Below are 18,649 nucleotides of genomic sequence, written 5' to 3' on the forward strand. Positions count from 1 at the left end.
CGACCGCGGTGAGCCCCGCCGGGGCGCGGTCAGGCGCCCGGTGTCGCCTGCCGGCCGACGGCGATGCCCAGCAGGTCCGCCACGGCCGTGAGGGCCGTGCCGAGGGGGAGCGACACGCGGGTGACGGCGTGCCGGTCGCCCCGGGTCGGGTCCCGGTTGACGATCAGTACCGGCGTACCGGCCCCGGCCGCCTGACGGACGAAGCGGAGCCCGGACATCACCGTCAGCGAAGAGCCCAGGACCAGCAGCGAGGACGCCGCGCGGACCAGTTCGCGGCAGTGCTCGACGCGTTGCGGCGGAACGGACTCGCCGAAGAACACCACGTCCGGTTTGAGGATGCCGCCGCAGACCGCGCAGGGCACCACGCGGAAACCGGCGACCTGCTCGTCGGTGAGGTCGGCGTCGCCGTCCGGGTTGAGACCGGCGGCCACCGGCTCGAATCCCGGATTGGCCTCCTCCAGCCGCCGGGCCAGCTCGCGGCGCGGGCTGCGGTCCCCGCAGGAGAGGCAGACCACCCGGTCCAGGGCCCCGTGGAGTTCCACGACGTCCTCGCTGCCCGCGGCCTGGTGCAGGCCGTCCACGTTCTGCGTGATGACGCCCGAGAGCAGGCCGTGCCGCCCGAACGCCGCCACGGCCCGGTGCCCGGCGTTGGGGCGGGCCCGGCCGAAGGTGCGCCAGCCGAGGTGGCTGCGCGCCCAGTACCGGCGCCGGGCCCGCGCATCCGCGAGGAAGTCCTGGTAGGTCATCGGCGTGTGCCGGCTCAGGCTCCCGCCCTCGCCCCGGTAGTCGGGGATGCCCGACTCCGTGGAGATGCCCGCGCCGCTGAGCACCAGCACGCCTCCGGCGCCCAGCGCGCCGGCGACCGGCTCCAGGTCCGTGGTGGCCGGCGGCAGATCCTCGGCCGGGGTCCAGCTCAGGGTGGGGCGCATGCGCATGCCGTCAGGGTACGGAACGGCGGCGGCCGACGGGGGCGCACCGGATGACTGACCGCCGCTGGGCTGGCTGCCGCCGGTTGGGTCGCTGCCGGGCCGGGTCGCCGCCGGGCCGGGCCGGTGAACGGGAGCCGTCCGGCACATCCGCGTCGCCGGGCCGGGGTCCGGACGAACGGGGGCCGTCCGGCCGCCCCTCCCGGTGGGCCGGCCTGCGGACTGCCGCCGGGATCACGGTCCGCCCCGCAGGGAAGACGCGGCCGTGTCCCCGCGAATATCAGCCGCCCGGTGCTGAAACCCTGGGAACGGGACAGACGGTCGGACAGCGGCGCGTGCCCGTCCCGCGCCGCCCGAGCGAGGGACGAGGTGGAAGATGCGTGCGGTGACGGTCCGGCCCGGCACCAAGGACTCCGTGGAGGTGCGGGAGCTGCCCGACCCGGCCCCGGCCGCGGGCGAGCTGCTGGTGGACGGCCTGGTGATGGGGGTGTGCGGCACGGACAAGGAGATCGCGCGGGGCGAGTACGGCTCGGCCCCGCCCGGCCGTGAGCGGCTGGTCCTGGGACACGAGTCCCTCGGACGCGTACGGCAGGCGCCGGAGGGCAGCGGCTTCTCGGCCGGAGACCTCGTCGCCGGGGTGGTGCGCCGCCCGGACCCCGAACCGTGCGGGGCGTGCGCCCGGGGCGAGTTCGACATGTGCCGCAACGGCCGCTACACCGAGCGCGGCATCAAGGAACTCGACGGCTACGGCGCCGAGACGTGGTGCGTGGAGGCCGGCTACGCCGTGAAGCTGGCGCCGCACCTGGACCGCGCCGGAGTCCTCATGGAACCGGCCAGCGTGGTGGCCAAGGCGTGGGAACAGATCGAGCGGGTCGGCGGCCGCTCGTGGTTCGAGCCGGAGCGCGTCCTGGTGACCGGCGCCGGGCCCATCGGCCTGCTGGCCGCCCTCCTGGGCACGCAGCGCCGGCTGGACGTCCACGTAGTCGATCGGGTCGGCGAGGGACCCAAGCCCGGCCTGGTGCGGGACCTGGGCGCGACGTACCACGCGCGGGACGTCGAGCGGGTCGTCACCGCCGTGCGCCCGGACGTCGTCATCGAGGCGACCGGGGCGAACGAGCCCGTCCTGGCCTCGCTCACCGGCACCGCGCCCTACGGCGTGGTGTGCCTGACCGGGGTGTCGTCCGCCGGGCGCGCGACGACCGTGGACGCGGGCGCCCTCAACCGGGACATCGTGCTGCAGAACGACGCGGTGGTGGGCTCGGTCAACGCCAACCTGCGGCACTACCGGCAGGCCGCCGACGCCCTGGCCGCGGCGGACCTGACGTGGCTCGAACGCCTGATCACCCGCCGGGTTCCGCTGGACCGCGCGGCCGAGGCGTTCACGCCGGAGGAGGACGACGTCAAGGTGGTCATCGAGCTCTAGCCGGTGACGACGAGATCCCGAAGGGAAGGTTCCGGATGTCTCACGACTCCGCTCCGCTGGTCGTGGTGATGGGTGTATCGGGTTCGGGCAAGACCACGGTGGGCCGCCTGCTCGCGGATCGCCTGGGGGTCCCCTACGCCGAGGGGGACGACTTCCACCCCGAGGCCAACGTGGCGAAGATGCGGGCCGGTCGTCCCCTGGACGACGCGGACCGGCGCCCCTGGCTCGAGGAGATCGCGGGGTGGCTGGCAGGTCACGCGCAGCGCGGGGGCGTGGTGGCCTGCTCGGCGCTGAAACGCCGCTACCGCGACCGGCTGGCCTCCGCCGCGCCGCGCGTCTTCTTCCTGCACCTGGACGGCACGCCCGAGCTGATCGCCGCGCGGATCTCCGCCAGGCGGGGCCACTTCATGCCGCCCGAACTGCTCCGCACCCAGTTCGCCGACCTGGAGCCCCTGGGGCAGGACGAAGCGGGCGCGGTCGTCTCCGTCGACGGCCCGCCGGAGGAGACCGCGGCCCGCGCCCACGCCGCCGTCACCTCTCCCCCCACGCCCGGCCGGACCGACGGGACCCCATGAGGAAGCCGGGGCCGGGTACCCGGCGACCCGTGCCGCAGCGGCCTCCGCTCCTGTACGTCAGCCACGACCGCGTCGGCGCGGCCGTGGTGCGCAGTGCGGGGACCCGGGCAACGGACCGGCGGGGCACGGCGATCGTGCTCGTGCCGGGCCTGGGGGCGCCGGGATACCTGTTGCGGACGCTCGCGCACTGCGCCCGGTCGGGACCGGCACGGCTGCTGGACGTGCCGGGTTTCCGCGATCCCGGCGGACCGGCCTGCCCCGAGACGCTCGACGCGCTGGCGGACACGGTGGCACGGTGGCTGGCCGTCGTCCCGCAGGGGCCCGTGGTGCTCGCGGGGCACTCCACCGGCGCCCAGGTGGCGCTGCACGCCGCCGTGCGCGCCCCCGGGCGGGTCCGGTCCCTCGTGCTGCTCTCCCCGACCTTCCCGCCCCACCTGCGGCGGATGCGTCCGCTGCTCGGAGCGCTCGCCCGCACCGCGGTCCACGAGGCGCCGGACGCCGTGCCGGCCGTGCTGCCCTCCTACCTCGCGGCCGGTCCGCGGCGGTTGCTGACCTGCGTCCGGTCGGCGCAGCGGGACGCACCCGAGGACGCCCTGCCCTCCGTCGCCTGCCCGGTCACCGTCGTGGCGGGGGAGAAGGACGCCCTGTGCCCGCCGGACTGGGCCGGCCATCTGGCCCGCCGGGCGGGCGGCCGCGCGTTGCGGGTGCCCGGCGCGCACGCGTTCCCCCATCCCCACCCCGCGGTGACGGCGGACGTTCTGACGCGGGCTCGGGCGGACCCGCCGTGACACCTTCCGCACGGACCCGCCGTGACACCTCCCGCACGGACCCGCCGTGACACCTCCCGCACGGACCCGGAACACCCGTGCCGGCGCGCCTGGCCGACCGCCGGCGCGCCGGTCCGGGACCCCCGTCGGGGAAGCGGTCCGGGCCGACGTCCGCAGGTGACCCGCGTCGTGACGGGCCGTCCTCATCCGGCCGGCAGCCCTCGTGCGGCGTTGCGGTAGTCGCTCGGCCGCATGCCGCGCAGCCGCTTGAACGCCACGCTCAGCGCGAAGGCGTTGGCGTATCCCACCCTCCTCGCGATCGTGCCCACGGTGTGGTCGGTGCTGCGCAGCAGGTCCGCGGCGAGGGCGATCCGCCAGCCCGTGAGGTAGGCCATCGGCGGCTCTCCGGCCAGCGCCGTGAACCGCCGGGCGAGGGCGGCCCGTGACACCCCCACCCCGGCGGCCAGTTCCGCGACCGTCCACGGGTGGGCGGGCGCGTCGTGCAGGAGCCGCAGCGCGGGACCCACGACCGGGTCGTCCAGCGCGTGGCACCAGGCCGGGGCCCCGGACCGCGGATCGTCGAACCAGGTGCGCAGCGCGGAGACCAGCATCAGATCCAGCAGCCGGTCCAGGACCAGTTGCTGCCCCGGCCGCTCCCGGGCGATCTCCTCGGCCACCGCCTCCGCCGACGGGCAGAGGCCGCCCGCGGCCGGCACCACCAGTACGGCGGGCAGGACCCGCAGCAGCCGTTCGCTGAGCTCCCCCCGCCGCTCGAAGGCCCCGCTGAGCAGTACGGGTGCTCCATCGGCCGGGATTCCGCAGGCCCGGGCGGGACCGGGACCCTGAGCGAAGCCCTCGGCCGACGGGCAGTAGTCGGCGCTGGTGACCACCACCGAGGGGGTGTGCGCGGGGTCGTCGGCGACCGTGTAGGGCGCGTCACCCCGGACGACCGCGATGTCACCGGCCTCGACGGGCACCGGCTCGTGCTCGTCGGGGACGATCCAGGCACGGCCGCGCACCATCATGGCCAGCGTCAGCGGAGCCCCGGTGGCGATGCGCAGAGCCCACGGCGGCCGCATAGTCGTCCGCCGGAAGACGGCACCGCGCGCCCGACCCCGGCCAGTACCTGTGACACGGCATCCATGCCCTCACTGTAGACGCGCGGACATCGACCGGAGCTCGTGAGGCATGGAGCGTCTCGCATCCGGCCGCTTGACTGGGGGCATGTCTGAACAACCCATTCTGGTGACAGGGGCGACCGGCAAGTCCGGCCGCCGTGTGGCCGGCCGGCTGCGGGCGGCGGGACTGCCGGTCCGCGCGGCCTCCCGGAACGGCGAGCACGCCTTCGACTGGACGGACCGCGGCACCTGGGACGCCGCCCTGGACGGCGTGCGGGCCGTGTACATCGTCCAGCTGGACGGTACGAAGCTCGTCCGCCCGTTCGTCGAGCGGGCCGTGCGGCACGGGGTGCGCCGGATCGTGCTGGCCTCGGGACGCGGGATCGACGATCCGCACTACGCGAAGGACAGCGGCGGTGTCCTGGAGGGCCTCGTGGACAGTGAGGCCGCGGTGCGCGAGAGCGGCCTGGAGTGGACGATCACCAGGCCGGGCTGGTTCGCGCAGAACTTCAGCGAGGGCTTCTTCGCCGACGCCGTGCGCGCGGGCGAGCTGCGGCTGCCCGCGGGCGACGGGGCCGCCAGCTTCGTCGACGCCGAGGACATCGCCGCCGTGGTGACCGCCGCGCTCACCGACGCCCGGCACGCGGGCGAGATCTACGAGTTGTCGGGCCCGCGCGCGGTGACGGTGGCCGAGGCGGCCGCCACGATCTCCCGGGCCACCGGCCGCGACATCCGCTACGTACCGCTCTCCGTCGAGGAGTACGTCGCGGAACTGGTGGAGCAGGGACTGCCGCTCGCGGAGGCCCGGGCCTTCGCGGACGTCGTCGAGCCCCTGCGCGAGGGCAGGGACGCGTACGTCTCGGACGGGGTGCAGCGCGCCCTCGGAAGGCCGCCGCGGACGTTCGCCCGGTTCGCCGAGGCCACCGCGGCGGCGGGCGGTTGGCCGTCCTGACCGCTCTCGCGCGCGTCACACCCGCCGGAGCGTGATGCCGCTGCTCTCGAGCGCGGCCGTCTCGTCCGCGGGGGCGGTGGTGTCGGTGACGAGGACGTGCACCAGGGACGCTGGGCCGACGTGGGCCTGCGCCGTACGGCCGAGTTTGCTGCCGTCGGCGGCGGCCACGATGCGGCGGGCCGAGGCGATGGCCGCCTGCTTCACCGACGCCTCGTCGAGGTCGTAGGCGGTCAGGCCGTCCCCCGCGGTCAGGCCGCAGCACCCCAGGACGGCGGTGTCGAACCGCAGCGCGGCCAGTGAGGCGAGGGTCAGGGGGCCGGTGAGGGCTCCCTCGCCGGGGCGGGGCCGGCCTCCGGGGACCAGGAGGCGGGTCGGCTCGGGAGCGTCGGCGAGGAGCGCGACGGCCTGGAGGGACAGGGGCATCACGGTGACCTGCCGTCCGTGCAGCAGGCGTGCGACCTCCAGGCAGGTCGTACCGCTGTCGAGCAGGACGGTCTCGCCGTCCCTGACGAGTGAGGCCACCTCGGCGGCGATCCGGCGCTTGGCCTCGACCGCCTCGTGGGCGCGCAGCGCGAAGGGCGGCTCGTCGCCCCGCAGCAGGAGGGTGCGCGCGCCGCCGCGGAACCGCTCCAGGACGCCGTGCGCGGCCAGGTGGTCCAGATCGCGGCGGATGGTCATCTCCGAGGCGCCGGTCAGGCCGGCGAGCTCGCCGACGGTGGCCGTCCCCGCCTCCTGGACGGCCTGGGCGATCAGCCGGTGACGTTCCGCGGTGTTCATACGGTGATTGAACACCACTCCCATCGAACAATCGACGTGTTCGATAAGCGCCGTTTCGAACAGGTGGTTTGTTCGTTATGGTGGCGTCATGGAAAGAGCGCTGCGCGCGGCTCGCGTCGTCACCTTCGTCTATTTCGTCCTCAACGGCACCCTGCTGGGCATGTGGGTGGTCCAGATCCCGGCCGTCGAGGAACGCGTCGGCATCAGCCACGCGGCCCTGGGCGGCTTCCTGGTTCTGCTGGGAGCCGGGGCCTTCGCCGGCATGCAGGCCGGCGGACGGCTCTCCGACCGGCTCGGCACCCGCACCGTCGTCCCGCTGGCCGGAGTGCTGTGCAGTGCGACCCTGGTCCTGCCCGTGCTCGCCCGTGAGCCGTGGGCCCTCGGCGCGGCCCTGGTGCTGTTCGGGTTCGGCAACGGCACCCTCGACGTCAGCATGAACGCCCACGCCGTACAGGTGGAGAAGGCTTACGGGCGGCCCGTCATGTCGGCCTTCCACGCCACGTTCTCCGTGGGCGGTGTCCTCGCCGCGCTCGCCGGTGCCGGAGCCATCGGCGCCGGCTGGGATCCGGCTCTGGCGCTGGGCGCCGCCGCGGGTCTCGGAGTCGCCGTGGCCCTGGTGGCGGCACGCGGTCTCCTGCCGGGCGGGCCGGCCGCCGCGCCGGCCGGCGCCGGGAGCGCACCCGGGGCGGGCGAGCGCGCCGTCCCGGCACGGATCTGGCTCCTGGCCGTCCTGGCCCTGCTGGTCATGCTGTGCGAGGGGGCCGCGAACGACTGGAGCGTGCTGCATCTGGAGTCCGTGCTGGGCGCGCCGGAGAGCACCGCCGCCTTCGCCTACGGCACGTACGCGGCCACGATGACCGCCGGCCGGCTCCTGGCGGACCGGATGTCCGCGCGCTTCGGACCCGTCGCCGTGCTGCGGTACGGGGCGGCCCTGGCCGCCGCCGGCATCACGGTGGTGGCCCTGTCGCCCTGGGTCTGGGCGGCGCTGGCCGGCTGGGCGCTGTTCGGGCTGGGCCTGTCCGGCTGCATCCCGCAGCTGTTCAGCGCGGCCGGGCACGCCGACCCCTCGGCCGCGGGCACCAACGTCTCCCGGGTCGCCGGACTCGGCTACGTCGGCATGCTCGCGGGCCCCGCCGTCATCGGCTGGATGACCCAGGTCATGGCCCTGAACCACACCTTCCTGCTGCTCACCCTGTGCTGCGCCACCGCCGCCGCGGGGGCCGGCATCCTGCGTCCCGCTCCCGAGCGGCCCCGCACGGCCGACCTGGCCTCCTGACCGCCTGCGCGGCGCGACCTGACCCGCGCCGCGCAGGCCCGTCCGAGATGCGGCGGAGGGCCGTTGAGGGCGGCCCGCACGGTGGCGCGGACGGCGGCGAAGCGACGCGGACCGGCGGCAGAAAACAGCGAAGGCAAGGAGAGAGATCTCCTTGCCTGTCTCAAGTTATAGCGCACCGGGGGGCTTGCGGCAAGGCCCGGGGCACGGCGCAGAATCGTCGACCGTAACCACGACCTGCGGAAACGGGGCATCACATGCGCGAGTTGCTGTCGCATCGGACCACGGCCGGCCCGGAGGCGCACGCATGAGCGAGCGGTACGTGCTGGACCTCGCCGAGCTCGACGCGACGCAGACCGCGGTCGCGGGTGGCAAGGGTGCGCACCTCGGCGACCTGTCGCGGATCGAGGGCGTCCGCGTGCCGGGCGGCTTCTGCGTCACGACCGGCGCCTTCCGGCACACCATGGCGCACGTGCCCTCGCTCGACGAGCAGCTCGACCTGCTGTCGCGCGTGGACCCGGACGACCGGGAGGCGCTCCGCACGCTCAGCGCGCGGATCCGCCGCACCGTCGAGGAGGCCGCCGTCCCGGCCGAGGTCACGGCGTCGATCACCCGCGCGCTCGCGGGGCTCGGTGCGGACGTCCCCTGCGCCGTCCGCTCCAGCGCCACGGCCGAGGACCTGCCGACGGCCTCGTTCGCCGGCCAGCAGGACACCTACCTCAACGTCGTGGGGACGACGGAGATCCTGCGGCACGTCAGCCGGTGCTGGGCCTCTCTGTTCACGGAGCGGGCCGTGACCTACCGCCGGCGCAACGGCGTCGACGACCGCGCGGTCCGGATGGCCGTGGTCGTGCAGCGGATGGTCTTCCCGCAGGCGTCCGGCGTCCTCTTCACGGCCGACCCCGTCACGGGCGACCGGAAGGCCGCCACCGTGGACGCCGGTTTCGGCCTCGGCGAGGCCCTGGTCTCGGGTCTGGTGAACCCGGACGTCTTCACGGTGCGCGACGGCGAGGTCGTCGCCCGGACGATCTCCGCGAAGCGACGCGCCGTGCACGCGACGCCGGGCGGCGGCACGCGGCAGGTGGAGGTCGATCCGCGGCGCCAGGAGCAGCCGGCGCTGACGGACGAGCAGGCCTTGCGGCTGGTGCGGCTCGGGAGGCGCATCGAGGCGCACTTCGGCCGTCCGCAGGACATCGAGTGGTGTCTGGTCGACGACGGCTTCCGGATCGTGCAGAGCCGGCCGATCACCACGCTGTTCCCCGTCCCCGAGGCCGATGACGAGGAGAACCACGTCTACGTCTCCGTCGGCCACCAGCAGATGATGACCGACCCCATGAAACCCCTGGGCCTGTCCATGTGGCGGCTGACGGCCATGGCACCGATGCAGGAGGCCGGGGGCAGGCTGTTCGTCGACGTCACCCGGCGCCTGGCGTCACCCGCGCACCGCGCCGGGCTCCTGGACGTCATGGGCCGGGGCGACCCGCTGGTCAGGGACGCGCTGGAAACCCTCCTGGAACGGGGCGACTTCGTTCCGACGCTCCCGGACCCCGCCCCCGGCGGACCCCAGGCCCCCCGCGGGCCCGTGGCGGGCGGCGACCCCGAACCGCTCGAGACCGACCCCGCCGTCGTCACCGAACTGATCGAGCGCAGCCAGAAATCCCTCGCCGCGCTGCGGCGCGACATCCGGACGAAGAACGGACCGGCCCTGTTCGACTTCCTGCGGGAAGCCTTCGAGGAACACAAGCGCGTGCTCGGGGACCCGCTCAGCATCCGGGTGATCATGGCCGGCATGGAGGCCACGTGGTGGCTCAACGACAAGCTCGGGGAGTGGCTCGGGGAGAAGAACGCGGCCGACACGCTCACCCTGTCCGCCCCCGGCAACATCACGTCCGAGATGGGTCTCGACCTGCTCGACGTCGCCGACGTCATCCGGCCCCACCCACAGGTCGTGGCCTTCCTGCGGGAGGCCGAGGACGACGACTTCCTGGACGCCCTGGCGAAACTCCCCGGCGGCGGTGAAGCGCGCGCCGCCATCGAGGCCTATCTCGACCGCTACGGCATGCGCTGCGCGGGCGAGATCGACATCACCAGGCCGCGCTGGAGCGAACGTCCCAGCACGCTCCTGCCGGCCATCCTCGACAACGTCAGGAACTTCGCACCGGGCGCCGCCCGGCGGCGCTTCGAGCAAGGACGCCAGGAGGCGCGGAAGAAGGAGCAGGACGTGCTGGCACGCCTGCGGGCCCTGCCGGACGGTGAGCGCAAGGCCGAGGAGACCAAACGGATGATCGACCGCGTCCGCACCTTCATCGGATACCGGGAGTACCCCAAGTACGGCATCGTCAGCCGCTACTTCGTCTACAAGCAGGCCCTGCTGGAGGAGGCCGAGCGGCTCGTGCGCGCCGGTGTGCTCGCCGAGCGGGAGGACGTCCACTACCTCACCTTCGAGGAGTTCCACGACGCGGTGCGCTCCCGGAGGGTGGACGCCGGGCTCGTCCGGCAGCGCAAGGAGGCGTTCCGGTCCTACCAGGCTCTCACTCCGCCCCGGGTGCTGACCTCGGACGGTGAGGCCCTCAACGGGGCGTACCGGCGCGACGACGTGCCGGCCGACGCCCTGGTCGGCCTGGCCGTGTCCGCGGGCACCGTGGAAGGGCGGGCCCGTGTCGTCCTCGACCTGGCGCGGGCCGACCTGGAGGCGGGCGACATCCTCGTCACGGCCTGCACGGACCCCAGCTGGTCGCCGCTGTTCGTGGGCATCGCCGGCCTGGTGACCGAGGTGGGCGGCCTCATGACGCACGGCGCTGTCATCGCCCGTGAGTACGGCCTCCCGGCCGTCGTCGGCGTGGGCGGGGCCACCCGCCGGATCCGCGACGGGCAGCGCATCCGCGTCCACGGCGGCGACGGGTACGTCGAGCTCCTGCCGTGACCGGCCGGCCGGTGCGGGGTGCGCCTGGTCCCTGAGGGCCGCCCCCGTGCCGGGCGGGCGCCTCAGCCGCCCCCCGCCGGGCCGGGCCGGCGGGTCATCAGGCACCGTATGCACTGCGGCGGAGTGTGTCCCGCACCGCCGTCCGCCAGAACCGGAAGGAAGCCGCACCATGCGCGTCATCCAGGGCCACGGCCCGGGGGAGGGGTCCCGATGAGCGAAGCCGACGAGCCCGTCCTCTTCCACACCACCGGACGCGCCGCCCGCATCACCCTCAACCGGCCGCGGGCCATCAACGCCCTCACCCACACCATGGTGCGCCGCATCGACGAGGCGCTCGGAGCGTGGGAGCACGACCCCGCCGTGGAGACCGTCGTCCTCACCGGCGCGGGCGAGCGGGGCCTGTGCGCGGGCGGCGACATCCGCGCCATCCACGACGACGCCCGCGACGGCGACGGTTCGGCCTCCCGGGCCTTCTGGCGCGACGAGTACCGCCTCAACGCCCGGATCGCGCACTACCCCAAGCCGTACCTCGCGGTGATGGACGGCATCGTGATGGGTGGCGGCGTCGGTGTCTCGGCGCACGGCGGCGTCCGCGTCGTCACCGAGCGGTCCCGGGTCGCCATGCCGGAGACCGGCATCGGGTTCGCGCCGGACGTGGGCGGTACGTACCTGCTCGCCAGGGCCCCCGGTGAGCTGGGCACCCATCTCGCCCTGACCGGCGCGCAGGCCGGTGCCGCCGACGCGCTGCTGTGCGGGCTCGCCGACCATTACGTGCCGTCCGCCTCGCTGGGAGACCTCCTCGACTCGCTGGCCGAACTGCCCGTGGCGCAGGCCCTGGCAGCCGTCGTGCGGACACCGCCGCCCGGGGTCCTCGCCGGGCAGCGGGACTGGATTGACGCCTGCTACGCAGCGGACACCGTCGAGGAGATCCTGCGCCGGCTGCTCGCGCACGGCGACCCCGCCGCCAAGGAGGCCGCCGAGACCCTCATGGCCAGGTCGCCGACCGCCCTCAAGGTCACCCTCGCGTCCCTGCGCCGGGCCCGGACGCTGGGCTCGCTGGAGCGGGTCCTGGACCAGGAGTACCGCGTGTCCAGCGCCGCCCTCGCCACCCCCGACCTGGTCGAGGGGATCCGCGCCCAGGTGGTCGACAAGGACCGCAGGCCACGCTGGTCGCCGGGGACCCTCGCCGAGGTCACGGACGCCGACGTCGAGCGCTTCTTCGCCCCTCTCGGCGCACGCGAACTCGGTCTCGCGGGCCCCGTCGGCCCGGCCGCGGAGGACGCCCGCTGAGCCCGGCGCGTGCCGCTCCCACCCGTGGTCCCGGGCCGGCCGCCCGGTGCTGGTCGCGCGAGCGCCGGGCGGCCGGAACAGCCGTGCTCCGCACGGTCACAGCATGAGCAGCAGCCGTGTGTGCGGAACGAGCTTGCGGTTGACGCTGGTGCTCTGCACGAAGATGGTGAAGTGGTCGTTGTGGTCCGGCTTGACGCGCACCTCCCTGTTCGGCAGGCCCAGCAGGGTACGGGCCGCCGGTCCCGTGTACACGCGGTCCGTCTTCTTCTCCAGTACCGCGATCTGCTTCTGCGCCTGGATCTTCTCGGACTTGCTCAACTGGTAGAACGCCGCACCGGTGCGGTAGGTGTGCCCGCACTCGACGACCCACTCCCGTATCCCCGCGTCACGGGCCACCGGGATCAGCTGGTACCGCGTCGGGTCGACCGGGGTGAGACCGGCGGCCTTGATCGTGTTCTCGTTGACGGCGTCCGCGCCGGTGGAGAACACCGAACGCGATCCCCGGATGCCCTGGGTGCGGCCCACCATGAAGTTCTCGGTGGCCTGCCGGATGACCTGCCCGGCCTCCTCCAGGCCCTGGGTGCTGGTGGCGTCCCAGATGGCGATGTTGTCCTTCGGGAAGCCGCACTGCATGGCCTCGCGCTTGCCCATCTGGTCGGGCACCAGGACGGCCAGCGTCCAGTTGTCCTGCTGACTTTCCATCATCTCGGCCACCGCGCGGACCAGTTCCCGCGGGTCCCGCGTGGGGGAGTCCGCGCACCGGTGGCTCGCGTTCTCCTGACCGTCGGTCAGGACGAAGGTCAGGAAGCTGTGGTCGCCGTACAGCTGGGCCGTCCGGGCCAGTTCCCGCTGCGACTTCAGCGCGGCCGCCAGCAGGGCCGTCATCCCGCCCGGCCGGTACAGCTGCTTCAGCGACGGCATGCGCAGCACGTCCTTGTCGTAGATGACGCACTCCACCTTGTCGGCGAAGACGTACACCGTGACGCGGGTCTCCTGGTCCAGCTCCCTCGAACGGCGGGCGAGATAAGCGATCTGCTGGTCGGCGACCTCGACCACCTTGCCGCTCAGGTGAGACATGGACGAGCTGGCGTCCAGCACAAGAGCGACGTGGTTGATGTAGTTCTGGCTTCCGGTTGTCACGGCTCCCCCTCGTTCCGGCTCGATGGTCCAACCCTCTCACCCACCACTGACAATCGATCTTGGACCGACGCGGGACCGGGCAGTCCGGATCACTGTGATGGAAGGGAGACGTTTGTTCGCGCGGATTGTGTGCACCCGATGAACTAACACAGCCTTTACACGACGAAGCGGAGACGCATCATGGGCATCATTGCTTGGATCATCATCGGGCTGCTCGCCGGCGCTATCGCCAAGGCTCTGATGCCGGGCAAGGACCCCGGCGGCATCATCGTCACCATGCTCATCGGCATCGTCGGCGGTCTGCTCGGCGGCTGGCTCGGCAAGGTCATCTTCGGCGTCGACTCCGTCGACGGGTTCTTCGAACTGTCCACCTGGATCGCCGCGATCGTCGGTTCCATGATCCTGCTCGCCCTCTACCGCGTCGTCACCGGCAACCGGCGTACACACCGTCACGCCTGACCGGTCGCGGACACCGGCCGGTACACGCCGGCACCACACCTGGGCGGCTCCCCTCCTGTGCGGCAGGAGCGGGAGCCGCCCAGGTGTGTGGGCCAGGGACGGAAGACGTCCCGGGGACACGGCCGCCGGCGCTACGCTGCCCGCCATGCAGAGGACCCGCCTCGACACCGCCCGGATCCGGGCCGCTCGCCGGGTGATCGACCCCGTCTTCCTCGACACCCCGCTGTACCGCTGCGAGGCTCTGGAGCCCGACCTGGGGTGCGAGGTGAGCATCAAGCTCGAAACGGCGAACCCGGTCCGCAGTTTCAAGGCCCGCGGCACCGAGCTCGTCGCCGCGAAGCTCGCCGCGACCGGCGCCTCGGCCGTGGTGTGCGCCAGCGCGGGCAATCTCGGGCAGGCGCTGGCCTGGTCCGCCCGCGGCCGGGGCATCGACGTCACGGTCGTGGCCTCCCGCTCCGCCACCGCGGCCAAGCTAGACCGCATCCGCGCCCTGGGCGCCCGGCTCGAACTGGTCGACGGCGACCACGAGTCGGCGCGTGAACGCGCCGCGGCCCTCGCGCGCCGCGACGGTATCCGGCTGCTGGAGGACAGCCTGGACCTCGAGACCTGCGAGGGCGCGGCCACCATCGGCCTGGAACTGGCCGCGGCGGCAAGGCCGTTCGACGCCGTCCTGATCGCCCTCGGCGGCGGCGCCCTGGCCACCGGCGTGGGCCACGTGCTGAAGGAGGCGGCGCCCGGCGTCGAGGTGATCTGCGTCCAGCCGCTCCGCGCCCCGGCGATGACGCTCTCGTGGCGCGCGCGGCGCGTCGTGACCACCGACTCGGCCGACACCATCGCCGACGGCGTCGCCGGCCGGTGTCCCCTCCCGGCCGTCCTGGGCGACCTGCTGCTGGTCGCCGACGACGCCGTCCTCGTGGAGGAGGCGTCGATCGTCGCGGGCATGCGCCTGCTCCTGGACCGTGCGGGACTCGTCGCCGAGCCGTCGGCCGCGCTCGGGGTCGCGGCGATCCTGGAAGACCGCGACCGCTTCGCCGGGCGGCACGTCGTCACCCTCCTGTGCGGCGGCAACGTCGACGCGCGGGCGTATCGCCGCTGGGTCGGCGCGGCGCCCGGCCGCATCCGGTGAGCGTCCCGGCGGGACCGTGCCCCCGCCGCGACGACGGCGGGGGCACGCGGGGTCGGTTCAGGGTGTGTAGACGGTGGGGCGGGGCGCGGTCGGCATGGCGTCACCGAGGAAGAAGCCCGGGTGCGGGGGCTGGTTGTAGGCGGTGTTCTGCCAGGCCAGGGCCGTGCGGTACTGGGTGTCGTGAAGCAGCGTGGTGATGCGGGTGTCGGTCCGGTGCGGCGTGCTGTAGATGCGCAGGGCCGTGTTGGCGCCGGTGCGCCAGACGACCTCCTCGCGCCAGTCCCCGAGGAGGTCGCCGGACAGGACCGGTGTGGCCTTCGTGCCGTTGTTGGAGGTGACCCCGGTGCCGGTCAGCAGACGGGTGTCGCCCGACGTGCCGTACTTGTCGACCCGGGTGCCGTCGAGGAGTTCGCGGACCGGGTCACCGTCCCACCAGCAGAGGAAGTTGACGCTGGAGGGCTCCCGGCCGAGGGCGGCGCCGGTGGCCGAGCGCAGGGTGGTGTCGGCGGCGGACCAGGCCTCGGCGCCCGCGCTGCCGGCGTGAATGTCCGCGGCGACACCCCGGCCGTTGTCGGAGCCCGACGCCGTCTGCCACAGGATCCGGCCGGTGCGGGCGTCCGCCATCCAGGAGCCGGGCTTGGCGGCGTCCTCGGAGACCTTGAAGTACTCCAGCCCCGCGCGGGAGGGGTCGAGGTCGCCGACGTGGCCGGCGTCGCCGTGCCCGAGCCGGGTGGTCCACAGCCCGCTGCCGTTGTCGTCCACGGTCATCGCGCCGTAGACGATCTCGTCCCTGCCGTCGGCGTCGACGTCGGCGACGGACAGGCTGTGGTTGCCCTGGCCGTCGTAGCCCCTGCCGCTGTTGGTGGAGGAGGTGGTGTCGAAGGTCCAGCGGCGGGTGAAGGAACCGTTGCGCCAGTCCCAGGCGGCGATCACCGTCCGGGTGTAGTAGCCCCGCGCCATGATCAGGGAGGGGCGTGAGCCGTCGAGGTAGGCCGTGCCCGCCAGGAAGCGGTCGACGCGGTTGCCGTAGGAGTCGCCCCAGGAGGAGACCGTCCCCCGGCCCGGCACGTAGTCGACGCTCTGCATCGCCCTGCCCGTCCGGCCGTTGAACATGGTCAGGTACTCGGGACCGGACAGCACGTAGCCACTGGCGTTGCGGTGGTCGGCCGAGGAACTGCCGATGACCGCGCCGGTGCCGTCCCTGGTGCCGTCGGCGGTCTTCATGGCGACCTCGGCCATGCCGTCACCGTCGTAGTCGTACACCTGGAACTGCGTGTAGTGGGCGCCGGAGCGGATGTTGCGGCCGAGGTCGATGCGCCACAGCCGGGTTCCGTCGAGTGTGATGCCGTCGACGATCGTGTTGCCGGTGTGGCCGGACTGGGAGTTGTCCTTGGCGTTGGTGGGCTGCCACTTCAGGACGAGGTCGAGGGCACCGTCGCCGTCGAGGTCGCCGGCCGAGGCGTCGTTGGCCTCGTAGGTGTACGCCACCCCGTCGGGGGTGGTGCCCCCGGCGGGCGGGGATATGGGGACGTCCTTGTAGCCGGTGCGGAACTGGAGCGCGCGTTCCGACGCCGCCTGTTCCGTGCCGCCGGCCACGGCGCGGACCGTGTAGTCGGCCGAGTCGGGGGCGCCCGCGTCGAAGTAGTTCGTCGAGGCGGTGAGGGGCGCGGAGTTGAGTCTGGTGCCGCCGCGGTAGACGTTGAAGGAGACGTCGTCGGGGTCGGTGCCCAGCCAGCGCCAGGACACCAGGTTGCCGTTGCCGGTGTGGACGCTGGTCAGGCCCCGGTCCAGCCTCTCGACCTGGCGGGCGGTCGCCGCCTGCGCGGTCTCGGGCAGGGCGACGAGGGCGGAGGCGGCCAGGCCGGCGGCGGCGGCACCGGCGAGCAGCCGGCCGCCCGGCCGGCGGGGGGACCGCCACGGGGGTGGCGTGGTGCGACGACGCCGGTCTGGGATGGTCACGGTGGCCTCCGGGGCGTGGGGGCGTGGGGGGACGTGGGGGTGTGGGAACGCTCCCACGGGGCGGAGCGTAGGAACGGGCTGATGGTTCGTCAAGGATTCTGTCCACAAAGCTGTTCGGCTGTGTTCGGATCGGTCACGGCCCCTGCCTCACGCCAGCAGCATGCGCGTCCAGACCACGGCCAGCAGCACACAGGCGAGCGTGAACAGGCCCTGCGTCACGGCCGTGAACGGCATCCGCAGGCGGGCGTGCACGACCGCGCCGGTCGCCGCCAGGGCAGGAAGTCCCCAGACGACGAGCCAGGTCACGACCGGGACGTCGCGCGCGGACGCGGTGGGCGGGGAGTGCGGCGACGGTGCTCTGCCCATGCCGACCATGACGAACAGCAGCACGTCGACGACGACGATGACGGCGTCCGCGACCAGGAGCAGCAGGGCGACCGAGATGTCGACCAGCCGGGAGGGACGTTCGCGGACGCGCGCGGGCGGCGGGGTGTCCTCGCTGCCCGTGGTCGGTGCGGCCATGCCCCGACTCCAGCACGGAATGGCGTGCTCCGGCCCCCTCAGGGCGTCATTCACCGCGTGTCACGGACCTCAGGGGGCGGCTTTCAGCCCACGTCACGCACCGTCATCCTGCCGGTCAGGGCCATGCCGACGTCGACGACGCCCTCGACGGAACGCACCAGGCGGGCGACGATCGGTACCAGGGACGTGTCCCCGATCCGCCCGGTGAGGGTCACGACGCCGTCGGTCACCTCCACCCCGAGCACTTCCGGCTGGGCGGGGAAGAGGGGACTGAGAATCTCCGTGCGGACCTCGTCGGCGATCTCGGCGTCGTCCCGCAGGAAGACCTTGAGCAGATCGGACCGGCTCACCACCCCTTCGAGGAGGCCCTCGTCGCCGACGACGGGCAGCCGCTTGACCCTGCGCTGGGCCATGATGCGGGCCGCCTGTGCCAGCGTGGCGTCGGCATGGACGGTGACGGCCGGGGTGCTCATCAGGTCCGCGGCGGTCAGGCCTCCGGCCCTGGCGAGGTCGGACAGACGGCTCTTGTGCGTCAACCGGTCGGGATCGCTGTCCCGGAACTCCTCCTTGAGCAGCAGATCGGCCTCCGAGACGACGCCGATGACCCGGCCCTCGCCCGCCAGCACGGGAAGGGCGCTGACCTTCCACTGCTGCATGATCCTGACGATGTCCTTGAAGGACGCGTCACGGCCCACCGCCACGACGGTGTGGGTCATGACGTCGCTGACGATGTGCGGACTGGTGCGCACGATGTCCTCCTCGCAGGCCGGACGCGGTGTTCGCCGTGGTCGTCCTTCGCGTACCGAGGCGGGCCCGGAGCGCCCCCTGATGTCAGCCTGTTCCTCTGGGGCACGCGGCCACCACGGGCCGGCCGGGCATCCTCATGGGGTCCTTCGGCCCATGAGGTCCGGCCGGACGCACCCCCGGGACGTGTGCCTCCAGGGGCGCAGTGCCTCCGTGAGGCCGGCCGCCTGCTCCCGGGCGAGTTCGCCGTGGACGCTGCCGTGGCCGGACAGGCAGTGAACGTTGCGCGGCGGGGGGTTCCAGGCGTGCAGGACGCGCAGGTCGGTGTCCCGCCGTGCCGCCTCTTCGAACGCCAAGGCGATGAGCGCGTCGTCGGGGCTGCGGGTGTCCAGGCCGAGCAGCACCGGGCGGAACCGTCCCGTCGCGGACGGGACTCCGGCCGGGGCCGAGGTGTGCTCCTCGGCCGCCCGGACCGCACCAGGACGACCGGTACCTCCCCGCGGGCGATGACGGCCTGGCCGACGGAGGCGACGAGGAACCCTCCGATCCCGCTCAGTCCGCGGGAGCCGAGGACCAGCAGGTCGGCGTCCCGCGCCAGGTCCGCCAGGATGTCACCCGGCAGCCCGGTCAGCCGGACCGCCGCCACGTCCAGCGCGAGGTGTTCCGCCCGCAGAT

At 73.7% G+C, this 18,649-nt stretch carries 17 protein-coding genes and 1 pseudogene; 9 read left to right on the plus strand and 9 right to left on the minus strand.

Annotated features, from left to right (window positions below):
- Window positions 1-29 precede the first annotated feature (29 nt).
- The gene (locus ACF07N_RS03795) at window positions 30-935 is read right to left on the minus strand and encodes an NAD-dependent protein deacetylase (protein ID WP_392107903.1); all 906 of its coding nucleotides are present in this window, start codon (window positions 933-935) and stop codon (window positions 30-32) included.
- 367 nt (window positions 936-1,302) lie between these two features.
- Between ACF07N_RS03795 and ACF07N_RS03800 the strand changes: the two genes are divergently transcribed.
- Genes ACF07N_RS03800 through ACF07N_RS03810 form a run of 3 tightly spaced genes read left to right on the plus strand, consistent with a single transcriptional unit; the run spans window position 1,303 to window position 3,712 of the window.
- Window positions 1,303-2,349 carry a glucose 1-dehydrogenase gene (locus ACF07N_RS03800; RefSeq protein ID WP_383335517.1) on the plus strand — a complete coding sequence of 349 codons (1,047 nt, stop codon included), beginning with the start codon at window positions 1,303-1,305 and terminating at the stop codon, window positions 2,347-2,349.
- A 35-nt stretch (window positions 2,350-2,384) separates the two neighbouring features.
- On the plus strand, window positions 2,385-2,924 hold the full coding sequence (locus ACF07N_RS03805; RefSeq protein ID WP_392107907.1) for a gluconokinase: 540 nt from the start codon (window positions 2,385-2,387) through the stop codon (window positions 2,922-2,924).
- Between the two features lie 29 nt (window positions 2,925-2,953).
- On the plus strand, window positions 2,954-3,712 hold the full coding sequence (locus ACF07N_RS03810; protein ID WP_392107910.1) for an alpha/beta fold hydrolase: 759 nt from the start codon (window positions 2,954-2,956) through the stop codon (window positions 3,710-3,712).
- A 182-nt stretch (window positions 3,713-3,894) separates the two neighbouring features.
- Here ACF07N_RS03810 and ACF07N_RS03815 read toward each other — a convergent pair whose 3' ends face one another.
- The gene (locus ACF07N_RS03815; RefSeq protein WP_392107913.1) at window positions 3,895-4,770 is read right to left on the minus strand and encodes an AraC family transcriptional regulator; all 876 of its coding nucleotides are present in this window, start codon (window positions 4,768-4,770) and stop codon (window positions 3,895-3,897) included.
- Window positions 4,771-4,915: 145 nt separating this feature from the next.
- On the opposite strand from ACF07N_RS03815, the gene ACF07N_RS03820 reads away from it, so the two are divergent.
- Window positions 4,916-5,761, plus strand: a complete 846-nt coding sequence (locus ACF07N_RS03820) for an NAD(P)H-binding protein (protein ID WP_392107916.1) — start codon at window positions 4,916-4,918, stop codon at window positions 5,759-5,761.
- A gap of 15 nt (window positions 5,762-5,776) precedes the next feature.
- Here ACF07N_RS03820 and ACF07N_RS03825 read toward each other — a convergent pair whose 3' ends face one another.
- The gene (locus ACF07N_RS03825; RefSeq protein WP_383584009.1) at window positions 5,777-6,538 is read right to left on the minus strand and encodes a DeoR/GlpR family DNA-binding transcription regulator; all 762 of its coding nucleotides are present in this window, start codon (window positions 6,536-6,538) and stop codon (window positions 5,777-5,779) included.
- Between the two features lie 88 nt (window positions 6,539-6,626).
- Here ACF07N_RS03825 and ACF07N_RS03830 point away from each other — a divergent pair, with 88 nt between their 5' ends.
- The 3 genes from ACF07N_RS03830 to ACF07N_RS03840 all read left to right on the plus strand — a co-directional run bounded on the left by ACF07N_RS03830 (window position 6,627) and on the right by ACF07N_RS03840 (window position 12,024).
- Window positions 6,627-7,814 carry an MFS transporter gene (locus ACF07N_RS03830; protein WP_392107919.1) on the plus strand — a complete coding sequence of 396 codons (1,188 nt, stop codon included), beginning with the start codon at window positions 6,627-6,629 and terminating at the stop codon, window positions 7,812-7,814.
- A 304-nt stretch (window positions 7,815-8,118) separates the two neighbouring features.
- Window positions 8,119-10,734, plus strand: coding sequence for a rifamycin-inactivating phosphotransferase (gene rph, locus ACF07N_RS03835; protein ID WP_392107922.1), 2,616 nt, complete (start codon window positions 8,119-8,121; stop codon window positions 10,732-10,734).
- 210 nt (window positions 10,735-10,944) lie between these two features.
- Complete coding sequence (locus ACF07N_RS03840) at window positions 10,945-12,024, plus strand: enoyl-CoA hydratase/isomerase family protein (protein ID WP_392107925.1); 1,080 nt, start codon at window positions 10,945-10,947, stop codon at window positions 12,022-12,024.
- A gap of 96 nt (window positions 12,025-12,120) precedes the next feature.
- Here ACF07N_RS03840 and ACF07N_RS03845 read toward each other — a convergent pair whose 3' ends face one another.
- Window positions 12,121-13,101, minus strand: a complete 981-nt coding sequence (locus ACF07N_RS03845) for a VWA domain-containing protein (protein WP_392108778.1) — start codon at window positions 13,099-13,101, stop codon at window positions 12,121-12,123.
- Window positions 13,102-13,344: 243 nt separating this feature from the next.
- Between ACF07N_RS03845 and ACF07N_RS03850 the strand changes: the two genes are divergently transcribed.
- Both ACF07N_RS03850 and ACF07N_RS03855 read left to right on the plus strand, forming a co-directional pair.
- Window positions 13,345-13,623, plus strand: coding sequence for a GlsB/YeaQ/YmgE family stress response membrane protein (locus ACF07N_RS03850; RefSeq protein WP_383335526.1), 279 nt, complete (start codon window positions 13,345-13,347; stop codon window positions 13,621-13,623).
- Window positions 13,624-13,768: 145 nt separating this feature from the next.
- The gene (locus ACF07N_RS03855) at window positions 13,769-14,749 is read left to right on the plus strand and encodes a threonine/serine dehydratase (protein WP_392107928.1); all 981 of its coding nucleotides are present in this window, start codon (window positions 13,769-13,771) and stop codon (window positions 14,747-14,749) included.
- Between the two features lie 57 nt (window positions 14,750-14,806).
- Here the strand turns inward: ACF07N_RS03855 and ACF07N_RS03860 are convergent, their stop codons facing one another.
- The 5 genes and pseudogenes from ACF07N_RS03860 to ACF07N_RS03880 form a co-directional block, all read right to left on the minus strand.
- Entirely contained in the window at window positions 14,807-16,708 is a 1,902-nt protein-coding gene (locus ACF07N_RS03860) for a rhamnogalacturonan lyase (protein WP_392107931.1), read from the minus strand.
- 147 nt (window positions 16,709-16,855) lie between these two features.
- Window positions 16,856-17,230: a hypothetical protein gene (locus ACF07N_RS03865; RefSeq protein ID WP_392107934.1), complete on the minus strand. Its 375-nt coding sequence runs from the start codon at window positions 17,228-17,230 to the stop codon at window positions 16,856-16,858.
- A gap of 83 nt (window positions 17,231-17,313) precedes the next feature.
- The gene (locus ACF07N_RS03870) at window positions 17,314-17,946 is read right to left on the minus strand and encodes a CBS domain-containing protein (RefSeq protein WP_392108781.1); all 633 of its coding nucleotides are present in this window, start codon (window positions 17,944-17,946) and stop codon (window positions 17,314-17,316) included.
- Between the two features lie 165 nt (window positions 17,947-18,111).
- The gene (locus ACF07N_RS03875) at window positions 18,112-18,378 is read right to left on the minus strand and encodes a hypothetical protein (protein WP_392108811.1); all 267 of its coding nucleotides are present in this window, start codon (window positions 18,376-18,378) and stop codon (window positions 18,112-18,114) included.
- A gap of 128 nt (window positions 18,379-18,506) precedes the next feature.
- Window positions 18,507-18,620 (minus strand): annotated as a pseudogene (locus ACF07N_RS03880) (universal stress protein); the annotation flags it as partial.
- Window positions 18,621-18,649 lie beyond the last annotated feature (29 nt).

Origin of the sequence: Streptomyces sp. NPDC015242, from assembly GCF_043079125.1 — a bacterium.
In the GTDB taxonomy this organism is placed as follows: Bacteria; Actinomycetota; Actinomycetes; order Streptomycetales; family Streptomycetaceae; genus Streptomyces.